Source organism: Pseudoalteromonas sp. CO342X (genome assembly GCF_004208915.1).
Classification (GTDB): domain Bacteria; phylum Pseudomonadota; class Gammaproteobacteria; order Enterobacterales; family Alteromonadaceae; genus Pseudoalteromonas; species Pseudoalteromonas maricaloris.
Window position 1 is genome coordinate 18,162 of record NZ_SGPH01000036.1, and the last position, 13,567, is coordinate 31,728.

A 13,567-nucleotide genomic window follows, 5' to 3' on the forward strand; every position below is an offset into this window, starting at 1 on the left:
AATTGGCTTCAATCCACGCATGTAACATTTTATGGTACGCTATGCCCAGTAGACGCCGTCCAAATGCGATACCACTGCTCGCGGTTTATGCTAAGTGACTGTGAAGCAAACGCGCTGGCAACTCGAGTGATATTTCCCGTTCCAAGCACAGTAGCAGGTTTCGATGGATGCATCGCAAGCCATGCGTAGATCACTTGATCAATTTCAGTGCAACCAATCTCTTCACCCACTTGCTGTAGCACCGCACGCAGGCGTTTGGCTTTTTCATCTTCGCTAGAGAATATTCTGCCCCCCGCCAGCGGCGACCACAGCATAGGGTTCATACCCAGTTGTTGGCACTGATCAAGCGTGCCATCGTCTAGCGCTTTCATCTCATAAGGTGAAAACTCAATTTGGTTGGTCACTAAACTGAAATCGAGTCTTGATTGCAATAAGGCAAGCTGGCTGGGTGTAAAGTTCGAGACCCCAAAATGCAGCACATCGCCGTTTTGTTTGAGGGTATGAAACGCATCGGCAACTTCATCAGCATCCATCAGATAATCCGGGCGATGGATCAATAGCACATCCAGCCTATCCGTGCCGAAATGCTTTAGTGATTGCTGCGCTTGGGCAATAATATGCGCCTTACTCGAATCATAGTGGTTCGCCTTTCCCGCTAATCCCAAGCTTGGAAATGCGGGCTTAATGCCACATTTAGTGATGATCCGAATGTGCTCTCGAATACTAGGCTCAAGCGCTAAGGCTTTGCCAAACTCCGCCTCACACTGATACTCACCGTAAATATCAGCATGATCTGTATCGCGTATTCCAAGCTCAATCGCTTGCTTTAAAAAGCGTAAATTTTCTTGCGGTGTAATTTGCCAATCTAATAGCCGCCAAAACCCCAATACGAATGGGTCAAGTACGCGGGTATTTGCGTTCATAACGTAATTCCTACTTTTGCAACCACTTGCTTGGCTTTCTCGACAGCACTTTCAGCCGAGTCTGCGCGCGCTAACGCCACACCCATTCTGCGCTTGCCACTCACCTCTAGTTTACCAAACAAACGAATATCCGTTAGTGGCTCTGCAAGCGCCTGTGCAAGATTGTTAAACTGTAATTGTGTTGACTCCCCTTCGACAAGGATCACGCTAGATGCTGATGGCCCATTGAAGTGAATGGTAGGAATAGGCAAACCTAAAATTGCCCGAGCATGCAGCGCAAACTCACTTAAATCTTGCGAGATAAGCGTAACCATGCCGGTATCATGTGGCCTTGGTGAGACTTCGCTAAAGTAAACTTCATCACCCTTAATAAAGAGTTCAACGCCAAACAGACCACGACCGCCCAGTGCTGCCGTGACTTTTTCAGCCATCGCTTTACTGCGCTCTAGCGCGAGTGCTGACATCTGCTGCGGCTGCCAGCTTTGCTGATAATCACCGTCTTGTTGCACATGTCCAATTGGCTCACAAAAACTCGTGCCATCGATATGGCGTACGGTTAGCAGCGTAATTTCATAGTCAAAATCAACAAAACCTTCCACAATCACTCTGCCCTGACCTGCACGCCCACCTTCTTGAGCATAGTGCCAAGCGGCTTCGATATCCGCGGCACTTTTAATCACACTTTGCCCTTTACCTGACGAGCTCATGATAGGCTTAACCACACATGGCATACCGATACGCGCGACAGCAGCATTAAAGTCTGCCAAGGTATCAACAAATTGATAGGGTGAAGTAGCAAGCCCAAGCGTTTCAGCGGCAAGACGGCGGATCCCTTCACGGTTCATGGTCAGTTGAGCCGCTTTGGCGGTTGGCACCACCGTGTAACCTTCAGCCTCTAATTCCACCAGCTTATCCGTCGCAATGGCTTCGATTTCCGGCACGATATAATCAGGTTGCTCTTGTTCAATAATCGCTTTGAGTTTTTCACCATCCAACATAGACAAGGTATAGCTGCGATCTGCCACTTGCATCGCTGGCGCATTGTCGTAGCGATCTAAGACAATCACTTCTGCACCTAAGCGCTTAAATTCGATAACGACTTCTTTTCCTAACTCGCCACCACCGCAGAGTAATACTTTGCAAGCAGTTGCCGAAAAGGGCGTGCCCAGAGGTTTGATTTTCATGATGATTCCTTGGTTGGTTTGATGCCCCATGGTAGCGACTTTTTGTCATATGCAAAAGCTGAGAAGACGGCAATTCAACTCGAAATCACAAAATACACATTTCAAACACATTCTTTACATATTGTACACAAGAGCATTTTTATATTTAAAGGATTACTTCAATGACCGCCCAGTCTCCTATTGATTACAGCACTCAGCCGCAGATCTTATTAACGCAGGCATTCAGCCAATACGCCAATAAAGTTGCACTGGTATTTAACGGTACGCAAGTCACCTATCAAGCACTTGAAGAGCAGGTAACACGAGTCGCCGCGAATATTCAACAACAAGCGAACCTGAGCCAATCTCAATCGCCTTATGTGGCACTATATCTCGAGCGCGGCATTGATATGGTCGTGGGGATCTTAGCGGCAATCAAATCAGGACTGGGTTATATCCCTATTTCCACTGAGGCACCCAAAGCTCGCTGCGAGTTTATTCTTGAAGATAGCCAACCGGCGCTTATCGTCACCCATGGGCATTATCAAGCGCTGCCACAATTTGGCCATACACCTCAAGTGTTGATCGAATCTCCTGCAACGCAAGCCTTTGTTACTCCTGATTATAAAATGAGTGATATTGCCTATGTGATCTACACCTCGGGCACCACTGGCACGCCAAAAGGCGTAGAAGTACCTTACCAAAATTTACTTTATTTAGCCGAGTCACAAATTGGCCGCTTTGAACTAGACCAACTTGACCGCGTTATGATGTTTGCCTCTTATATTTTCGATGCCAGTGTATTTGAGCTGCTCGTGCATATCATGTTGGGCCAAACTGTATTTGTAACGACAGAAACCGAGCGACGTGATGCCAAAGCGCTAAGCCAATTGATCTCAAAAAATGCGATTCAATTTGGCGCTATCCCTCCTGCATTGCTGGCTTTGATGGACCCCCGAGATTTGCGCTCTATGCGCAAATTAATCGTCGCTGGAGAAACCCCAAATCTAGAAATGCTTTCTCGACTTTCAGAAGTCACGCGAGTGTTTAACGGTTATGGTCCTACCGAATATACCGTGTGCACCTGCGCCAATGAATATACCAATGCCGACTCCGAATTTAATATTGGTCAACCTTTTGTGAATACCAGACTTTATGTGCTAGATGAGCAATTGCAACAAGTAGCCAATGGCGCTATCGGCGAGCTCTATATTAGTGGTGCAGGTTTGGCTAAAGGATACTTGAACCGTCCTGAACTCACAAAATCTCGATTTATCGCCAACCCCTATTATCAAGCAGAAGTCGACCCTGTGCACTTCGCTAGACTTTATAAAACTGGCGACTTAGTAAGTTTTGACGGTGATAATTATCATTTTGTTGGTCGTAATGACAACCAAATTAAGCTACGCGGATTTCGTATTGAGTTAGGTGAAATAGAAAAAGTTGTTGCCCTACATGAGGCAGTAAAACTTGCAAGCTGCCAAGTAGTACAACGAGGTAATGCTAAGTTCTTGGTAGCATTTATCGTTCCTCATAGTGAACCTACAGCAGACCTTGGACAACACATCAGCCAGTTAGCAGAAAAGCTACTGCCAGACTATATGCTGCCTGATCACTATCAATGTTTAGACGCATTACCCATGACCGAAAACGGGAAGGTAGATAGCCGCGCACTCGCTAATTACGAATTAAGTAGCCAACAAGACCAACCGCAAGATCAGCTTAGCCAAGAACAGCAAGCTTTTTTAGCACAGTTTCAAGGTTTCTGTTTGCCTGGCCTTGGCTGGCAACAAGATTTTTTCCAACAAGGTGGAGACTCCATCTCCGCAATCAACCTTAGCAACCAGTTATTTCAGCAGCTCGGCTTAAGCGTGCCAACACACCTAATCTATCGCTATCGTAGTGCTGGACAAGTATGGCAAGCAATGCAAACTCAACACTTTGAAACCATTGCGATTCCAAAGCGCGGTGCTGATTTTGAGGAAGTCGCCCCGCTATCACTGCAACAACGCGCGATTTGGTTTTTAGCCAAAGCCGATCCAAGCGATAAAGCCTATCATGCAAAGTGTACAATCACCTTCAGTGGCGATTTAAATGTACCTGCACTACAAGGTGCATTACAAGATATCGTTGATAACCATGCGATTTTCCGTACTAGCTACGACTTACATGAGCCGCTGCAGTATATTGCAAAGCACTACCAGCAAGACGTGCCTTACTTTGACTTTAGTGAGTATCAAGAAGCACAAGCATTAGCTGAGGTCGATAAACTCGTTAATGGTCATATGAATGATATTTTTGCGATTGACCAATTACCGCTGGCACGCTGGGCAATTGTAAAAATTAGCGAATCTAAACATGTACTTATTCATATTGAACATCACTTAGTACATGATGGTTGGTCTTCTAACATCTTCCTTGATCACCTATTTAGTTGTTATAAACAGCGCTTGAATGGCGCAAGCCAAGGTACTTTGCCAAAAATCACACAATACGCCGATTACGCAGCCTATCAGCATCAATGGTTGGGAACAGAGCAAGCCGAGCTGCAACGTCAATTTTGGAAAGCACAACTTCAAGACGCACCAAGCCGTATTAACTTACCTGTTTCTCGTCTCGGCGAAACCGCAACCGAACGTGGTCGCGCACACCGAGTTAAACTGCCTCGTTCGCTATGGAACAATTTAAAAGCCTACAGCCAAGCGCATCAGATCACGCCATTCGCCGTTGCCCTTGCGGCATTAAATATTGTCCTTTCGCGCTTTAGTGGCGATCAGGATATTTGTATTGGTTCTGGCGTTGCAAACCGAGGCTACACCAATGTGGATGATACCATTGGTATGCTCGTCAGCACCGTAGTGGCGCGAGTACAGCAAACACCAGAAATGTCTGTTGAACAACTGGTACAGCATTGTTTTGAAGTCAGTAACGATATGCTGGCCAATCAAACCCTACCATTTACTGAAGTCGTCGCGGACGTAAACCCTGAGCGCATCAAAGGCGTCAACCCGTTATTCCAGATCTGTTTTAGCTTCCATGATTCACCACTCCCAGAGCTCACGCTTCCAGGGTTAGATGATATTGAGTATTTCGAGGCGATCAGCAGTCAAGCGGCTAAGTTTGAGATTAATATCGTGGTGCTCACCCGAATGGGGCAAGATCAGGATGATTCGGTCACTATGTTATGGGAATTTGACTTAAACCGCTATGACCCTTGGTTTATCGATGCCTTAAGTGACAACTTTAGTCATATTCTCGCGCAACTTATCAGCGTTGATGGGCAATTACCACTTGAGCAGTTGAGTTTACAAAGCCATGTTGAGCGCGATGTTCAAATAGCGCAGCACCAAAGCCAAGATTTACTGTCACTATTTACGCATCACGCGCAGTCGCGCAACCAGCAAACTGCACTTATCACCAGTCAAACAGAGTTAAGCTATCAGGCGTTAAGTACTCGATCAGACAGCCTTGCAGCACATATTCTTAAGCAGTATGGCACACTTGAGTATATCGGCCTATACCTGCAGCCTGGCATTGACACAGTAGTTGCAATGCTCGCCATCATGAAAGCTGGCGCCGCTTATGTGCCGCTATCGCCAAGAGCGCCAGCTGCCCGCAATGCTTTTATTATTGACGATGCTCAGCTCAAGTTAGTATTAACTAACACCATAAGTCAGCAAAGCTTGAGCGAAAATGAGCAATCAAATTGGCCACTGTTAAACTTGGATAATACATTCGCGCCTTGCGATATTGCACTTTGCCAACCGTCGCCTGATTCTGCAGCCTACATAATTTACACCTCAGGTACGACGGGCCAACCTAAAGGCGTTATTCAAAGCCATAAAAATGTTGCGCGCTTGCTATCTGCCAGTCAACCGCTTTACCACTTTAATAGCGAAGATACTTGGGTGCTTTATCACGATACGATTTTTGACTTTAGTGTTTGGGAAATATGGGGAGCACTGTGTCATGGCGGTCGGTTGTTTATTCCAAGCTACGAAGAAGCAAGAGACAGTTTTGGTTTTGTAAAGCAGTGTGAGCAATTTGCTGTCACCGTGCTTAACCAAACTCCCAGTGCATTCTATAATTTTAGTGATGTTGCCATTTCTGCGGCGGCGTCGCTCGATAGCCTTAGCACTGTGATCTTTGGTGGTGAGCAGCTCAACTACGATAAACTGAGTCCTTGGTGGCAACGCTTTGGTCAGCGTATTCAATTGGTCAATATGTACGGTATTACTGAAACCACAGTACATGTCACCTATCAACCTTTACATCCTAACATGAATACCCAGATTGCTGACATTGGCGTGCCGCTCAATGATATGCAGGCTTGGGTGCTGGATAGTCAGTTACGTCCCGTACCTGTAGGTTGTCCTGGAGAGCTGTTTATCTCTGGTGCAGGTTTGGCGATTGGGTATTTGAACCAACCAGAGCTGAGCGCCACTCGCTTTTTCGAGCTAACGCTCAATGGCAAACTCACTCGCGTTTACAAAACCGGTGATAACGCCAGATTATTACCAAGCGGTCATTTAGAATACCTAGGTCGTTTGGATAACCAAGTGAAGATCAGGGGTCATCGTATCGAGCTTGGTGAAGTCGAATCCCAATTGCTCAGCTGTAGCGGTGTTAAAGAAGCAGCAGTGATCACCTATACACGCCAAAATCAAACGGCGCTAAGTGGCTATGCTGTGATGGAAAACCATGCTTATTTTGACGCCGAGCTGTTACTTAACCATCTACGAACGCAGCTGCCAGCATATATGGTACCGGATAGCATCACCCAACTCACGGCGATGCCACTCACCGTAAACGGAAAGCTAGATAGCAAAGCACTACCGCTACCGCAGATGTCATCATCAAACCAATACGCCGCGCCGCGCACAGCGCTTGAACAGACGCTGTGCCAAATTTGGCAAACCACATTAGAACTGGAACAAGTCGGTATCCATGATAATTTCTATCGTCTAGGTGGTAACTCCATCTTAGCAGTGCAGCTCGTGCGCAATGCCCATAAATGGCACCAGATTGCGATCCCGTTATCAGCGATCATTGCCAACCCATCGGTTGCGGCTCTGGCGCAATACCTAGACACCATAGAGCTGGGTGATATCACCCAATCTCAAGACGCACCTGCCACCACCTCTTCGCAGGTGATGGAGCTATAGTCATGGAGTTAACATCTTTACTGAACGACCTTCACGCGCAGCAGTTGCGCGTGTGGGTGTCTGAGCAAAATACCTTGGCACTGGGATATGAGGGTAACGTAGCGCCAACTTTGCTAACGGCACTCAAAGCGCATAAAGCTGAACTATTGGCGCTACTAAGCGCCCACCAGATCTGCTCCGAAGCAGCCTTTTTAAGTTGGCCATTATTAAAACCAGTGCCGCTTTCCAATGCCCAGGCAAGGTTGCTGTATGTAGACAAACGTGCACCAAAGTCCTGTGCTTATCATATTCCAATGCTGGTTGAGCTGAATGATCCAGCGCAGCAACAAGACATAATCTCGGCACTAGCACAGCTGCTTGTCCATCACCCTATCCTAACGAGTGTGATTGAAACCGATGCTGAGCATTTTAACTGCCGAGCAACCTTACAACCTCTTGCGGTCGAGTCTCACCGAGCAACCACTTTGGCTCATGTACAAACACTGGTAAGAGAGCACATTCACACGCCGTTTGATCTCCATACCCAAGCTCCCTTTAGAGTCTGTATTATTGAGCTTGAGCAAAGGCGTTTTATGCTTTTCCTTTGGCATCATATCGTCTTTGATGCTTGGTCAATGCGAGTCATGTTGCGCGATCTGGTTAGCTTGCTACGAGGAGAAAGCATTAAGCCATTAAGCTATTTTGACTTTGCCAAGTGGCAACAAAGGCAAGAACAAAGCGCTGCACACAGTTATTGGCAAACGCAACTTGCAGGCGCTCATGCCACACAAATTGCACCACTGTTCGCTACACAAACACACGAAACCGAATCGCTCACGCACTATTTTGCGCTTTCACCACAGCAAAGTCAGGCATTGCGTGCCCTAGCAAAATCATTAAATACCACAGTGTACAGCGTGTTGCTTGCCCATTACTGTTATATTTTGGCACTTCATAGCGGTGAAACAGACATCGTGATTGGTGCGCCATCGGATAATCGAGATCACCCGCAAACGCAAGAAATGATTGGCTTTTTTGTCAACACCTTAGTGCTTAGAGTGAAGCTAGATTATCGCCAAAGTTTTGCCAGCCTCGTGCAGCAAGTTCATGAGACCGTGCGCGCCGCAAAACAATACCAAAGTTATCCTTATGATCAACAAGTTGCCTGTTTGAGTGAGGGAAAACACTCACCTCAGCCAAGCCTGATGTTTAGTGTACAGAGATTTGCCAGCGAGCTTATGGACGAGTTTGCGTTACCATTTTCAGCGGTTGATGCTTTTACTAACGAGTCTTTATATAACCCGATTAAATGTGATTTCCGTCTGGCATTTGATGATAGCAATACAAATTTGCAAGGACAGATAAGTCTTGATCCCAATAAGTTTGATGATGCGTTTGCACAGCAATTTGCCCACACCTATCAGCAATTATTGGTACAGCAGGTAGAACACAGCGACGTCGCCCTTGAGCAATTATCAACGTCTCACCCAAGTACAAAGCCACCAGCGACCACCGTTAAGCAAACTTCAACCCTATCACTATATCAACAATTTTTGGCCTGCGCCTCAGCAACTCCAGATGCACCAGCATTACAAATCAACGATGGGGTCATTACTTACCAAACACTCGCTGCGCGTGTTCAGCACCTGGTTTTGCAACTCCAAGCACAGTTGATCCACGAGCAAAATCCTGTTGTCGCGCTGATGTTTGAGCGCAGTCCAGAGATGATAGTCGCCATATTAGCAACGCTTGGAGCGGGTGCTGGATATCTACCGCTCAACCCAGAGCAAGGCCAAGCACGTAGTGAGTTTATGTTGCAAGACAGTGGTGCTAACCTGCTACTTTGTCATCAAGCAACCTTGAATACGGCCATGTGTTTTAGCGCAATCACAAAGGTGCAAAACATTGACGAGTTAGCACAACAACCAGCTCCTGTTTTCAATTCAGATCAAGCACACTCACCGTGTCATTCATCACTTGCATATATTATTTATACTTCTGGAAGTACCGGCAAACCAAAAGGCGTTATGGTAGAGCAGCGGCAAGTTCAGGCTTTGGTTCAAAGCGCAACTGCGGCTTACAATTTTAACTCAAGTGAAAAAACACTGAGTCTGGCTCCGTACTTTTTCGACGCGTCCGTAGAGCCACTCTTTTTAACACTGCTCAATGGTGCTTGCTGGGTGATCATGAATGAGGCAAGTGCAAAGTCGCCAGCCGTGATACGTGACGCGCTCGTTAGCCAAAAGATCAGTCACTTAGTCTCAGTTCCGGCATTTTTAAGTGCCATCGGTACGCCGCCCGACCACCATGCCCTACGTCGTGTTATCACGGGTGGTGAGCCTTGTGACCGCAATCTCATGGAGGCATGGACGCCTCTTCTTCATATTGAATATGGTCCAACCGAAACCACAGTAACGGCAACAGCAAACCATCAGCCGCTACACTCACGCTATTTCAATAATATTGGCGCACCGCTGGCTCATGTTGATATTCAAATCGTTGATGCCAACCTCAAGGCGCTGCCACCCTTTTGTCAAGGAGAGATCCTGATTGGTGGCGCAAGTGTCGCACGAGGCTATGTTAACCTTGCAGAGCAGACGGCGTCGCGCTTTATTAACTGGCACGGAACACGTATGTATCGCACGGGCGATCAGGCGCGGTATCTGGCAAACGGCGAGATCCAATTTTTAGGACGTGCCGATGAGCAGGTAAAAATTCGTGGCTATCGCATCGAGCTACAAGAAATAGAACACTTACTTAACCTGCACCCGCAAATCAACCAAGCTTGCGTCAAAGTACAGCAAAACAACCATCTCATTGCTTATTTTACTGGCGACCAAACCCTCTCTCACACCGAGATTGTGAAGTGGCTACAACCACAATTGCCAGATTATATGCTGCCAAGTGCCACGTGTTGGCTCGAACAACTGCCTGTGCTCGCCTCTGGTAAAGTGGACAGCCGCAGCTTACCAAGCGTCGCACTAGTATCACAGACACCATATCGAGCACCACGCACGCCATTAGAGCAACAGCTTTGTGATCTATGGCAGACGCAACTTGAAGTTGAGCTAGTAGGCATTGATGATGACTTTTTTGCCTTGGGCGGCCACTCTTTAAGTGCAATGACATTGGTGGCTAAAATGCACTCTAGCTGTAACGTTGACATCAGTTTGAGTCAATTTTTGCAAAGCAAAACGATAGCGCAACTGGTATCACAACAAGCTAGCAACACCAATGAGCCTTTACCGGTCGCATCAACATCACAATCACTTGATGAAATCATCGTGCCCGCGCAGCAGCAAGCGATGCTTACCAGCGAGCAATTAGCTACACAATCTGGCGCTTTTCATATCCCCCTACAGCTAAAATGCCAAAATGGGCTACAACAGCAAGCGTTACAACACGCAATCTATCAGCTGGTTGAGCGTCATGCTATTTTGCGCACCCGCTATACTCAACAGCAACAAGGTCGCTGGGCATATAAAGATGAGCAAGGCATGCCAACATGCGAAACTCTAATAAACACGCCGCATAGTGAATTTATCGCTCAGACATTTGACCTTGAAAATGATGCGCCGCTGCGGCTCGGACTGTATCACCAAGATGATGAATTTGGGGTGTTACTGGTATTTCATCACATAGCCTTCGACGGCTGGTCTACACAAGTATTGTTGGATGAGCTGAACACGCTGCTATCGGGACACTCACTTGCCCCAACCTCACTGCAATTTCGCGACTATGCATATTGGCAATCAACACAACAATACGACGAAGCCGCAGCATTTTGGCAGCAACACTTGATTGATATTGATGTCACCCCATGGCCAACCGATGAGCCAAGACAGGCTTTGTTTGATCATCAAGGTGAAGCATTCCCCTTTACCCTCTCAGCAACACTAACAGCAGAGTTAAGGGCGCTGGCAAAATCACATCAGGTATCTATGTACAACTTACTACTGTGTGCTTTTCAGCTCGCATTGTGTGCATGGGATAGTCGTGAAAGTATCGTCGTTGGCTCCCCCACCGATAATCGCGATTCGGCATTTAAAGATACGCTAGGTTACTTTGTTAATACCTTACCGATGCCGCTGCATGTCGACTTAAATAAGAGTTTTTCTGACTATCTAAGACAAAGCCAAACGCTGTTACTTGCGGCAAAGTCTCACCAACAATTGCCACTAGAGTCAATTGCCGCGCAACTTGGGTTGATCCGAGGGGTGGGTGTATCGCCACTGTTCCAAGTGTTTTTTACCTTTGATCAGTTCTCACTACCAACAGCGCAATATCAACATTTTGAAGTCGCCAGCGACACCGCCCAGCAAAACCAATATCACCCGGCCAAGTTTGACTGGAATTTGGTGATTAAAGATATGCCAGACCAACTGATTGGTCAGCTTATTGTTGCTCGCAGTCGTTATCAGTCTTCCCGCTGCCAACAATTTGTGCATTTTTTCTGCCGTTATCTTGAAAATCTCTGTCAGTACAACGAGAAGCCTTTACTGCAATGTCCTTTAGTTAGTACTGAGTATCTACAGCAAGTCATCTCAGAAACTCGATTATCACAACCAAATGACGCTTTTTTAGTGCAATTTGCGAAGACAGTAGCAGCGTATCCAGAACGCACAGCATTAAGCTTCGCCGAGCAAACCGTGAGTTACCGCGAGCTAGACTTGTTTTCTGATCACTTAGCAGCACAGTTGATTGCATCCAATGACGAAGGCTCACCAGTTGCACTATATTTTGATAAAGGTATAGAAGCCCCCATTGCAATGCTAGCGGCGCTAAAAGCGGGTATGCCCTTTGTTTCACTCTCAGCCAATCATCCCGTTGCTCGTCGCCAGGAAATTATGGCAAAAGCGCAGGCAAAACTGCTCCTTAGCCGCACACCACTCAGCTGGAATGCATTACCAACACTGACCTTTGATGTACAGACACTACAGCAAAGTACTCAACTACGGCCATTCTCAGCCAACAATCATGCAACAGACAAGCTGGCTTACCTCATTTTTACTTCGGGGACGACGGGAGAACCAAAAGGGGCGATGCTGTCTTACCAAGGCCTTGCTAACCTCTGCAGCGAGAAGCGCAACACCCATAAATTAGAGGGAAATACGCAGGTAGTCACTAGTCAATATGCTGAATATGTTTTTGATGCCTGTATTTGCGAGATATTCCCAGCCCTAGCAGCCGGCGCCAAACTGGAAATCATTCCAGAGCCAATACGCAAAGATCCACAACAGCTGTGCCGCTATCTCAAAGCTAAACAGGTCAACGTCGCGTTTATTCCTACGGTATTTATCAATCAGTTTCCAAAGTGGATAGCGGATATTAACTTAACCGTATTGTATTCCGGTGGTTCTCGTTTAGACCCAGTCAGCCACAAGTTGGCAGAGCATCATTTCAATGAATATGGATTAAGTGAAACAAGTGTTACCGCAACACTTAGTGAAGTGTATCCCAATACACCTATCACTATTGGTAAGCCTATTCGTAACACTCGCTGCTATGTGTTGGACTCTTTTATGCGGATTTTACCGGACGGCGCTTTGGGTGAGCTATACATCGCCGGTGATTGCGTCGGTTTGGGCTATTGGCAGGCACCAAAGCAAACGGCAAAACACTATATTGACTATCGCCTTCGCGGTGACAACAACCACTTTTCTGACGAAAAGCTCTACCGCAGCGGAGACTTAGTGCGTAAAAATCAGCAAGGTGAATTCGAATTTGTTGCCAGAGCTGACAAACAATGGGATTTACATGGTCACCGCGTCGAGCCAGGCGAAATCGAGTATAAACTCAAAGCGCATCCAGATGTTGAGCATGCCGTTGCACACTTACATTTAAATGAAACAGGCAAAGTGCTGTTGGGTTATGTCGTACTTAACGCCAACACTAAGTGTGATGTAAACGACCTTCTCCAATGGTTGAATCAACAACTCCCAGGCTATATGCAGCTTGCTGCGATATCACAGATTGACGCACTTCCAATGACAGTAAATGGCAAACTTGATACCACACAGCTCATCATCCCAATGCTGCAAGATAGTATTACCTATATCGCGCCAGAGACGGAACTACAACAACAACTTGCCAATGCTTGGCAGCAAGTACTTAAAGTCTCAGAGATTGGCCTACAACACGACTTTTTTGCTTTGGGTGGCTCATCCATACAGGCAGCACAAGTTACCGCCCTGTGTAGTCAAGCGCTCGGCAACGAAATTGCCGTTGCGACCTTACTGACTTACCCACAACTTGACGCATTTGCCACGCAAGTAGAACAACAGCTAAACGCGCTCGCCAGTAGCGAAGACTGCGAATTTGAAATGGAGTTATAACG

The 13,567-nt window shown here is 46.7% G+C and carries 4 protein-coding genes; 2 read left to right on the forward strand and 2 right to left on the reverse strand.

Annotation, left to right across the window (positions count from 1 at the left end; genetic code table 11):
• Window positions 1–29: 29 nt before the first annotated feature.
• Together EXT47_RS16905 and purT are read right to left on the reverse strand one after the other, a co-directional pair.
• Window positions 30–923: an aldo/keto reductase family oxidoreductase gene (locus tag EXT47_RS16905; protein ID WP_039493490.1), complete on the reverse strand. Its 894-nt coding sequence runs from the start codon at window positions 921–923 to the stop codon at window positions 30–32.
• The gene (gene purT / locus EXT47_RS16910) at window positions 920–2,107 is read right to left on the reverse strand and encodes a formate-dependent phosphoribosylglycinamide formyltransferase (protein ID WP_130127114.1); all 1,188 of its coding nucleotides are present in this window, start codon (window positions 2,105–2,107) and stop codon (window positions 920–922) included. The genes EXT47_RS16905 and purT overlap by 4 nt, the downstream gene beginning before the upstream one ends.
• A gap of 161 nt (window positions 2,108–2,268) precedes the next feature.
• On the opposite strand from purT, the gene EXT47_RS16915 reads away from it, so the two are divergent.
• Complete coding sequence (locus tag EXT47_RS16915; protein WP_130127115.1) at window positions 2,269–7,251, forward strand: non-ribosomal peptide synthetase; 4,983 nt, start codon at window positions 2,269–2,271, stop codon at window positions 7,249–7,251.
• Window positions 7,252–7,253: 2 nt separating this feature from the next.
• Window positions 7,254–13,565: a non-ribosomal peptide synthetase gene (locus tag EXT47_RS16920; protein WP_130127116.1), complete on the forward strand. Its 6,312-nt coding sequence runs from the start codon at window positions 7,254–7,256 to the stop codon at window positions 13,563–13,565.
• Window positions 13,566–13,567: the final 2 nt, after the last annotated feature.

What these genes read in the sequence shown, in the direction of transcription:
- EXT47_RS16905 (WP_039493490.1), bottom strand. Translation starts at nt 923, where the DNA reads ATGAACGCAAATACCCGCGTACTTGACCCATTCGTATTGGGGTTTTGG.
- purT (WP_130127114.1), bottom strand. Translation starts at nt 2,107, where the DNA reads ATGAAAATCAAACCTCTGGGCACGCCCTTTTCGGCAACTGCTTGCAAA.
- EXT47_RS16915 (WP_130127115.1), top strand. Translation starts at nt 2,269, where the DNA reads ATGACCGCCCAGTCTCCTATTGATTACAGCACTCAGCCGCAGATCTTA.
- EXT47_RS16920 (WP_130127116.1), top strand. Translation starts at nt 7,254, where the DNA reads ATGGAGTTAACATCTTTACTGAACGACCTTCACGCGCAGCAGTTGCGC.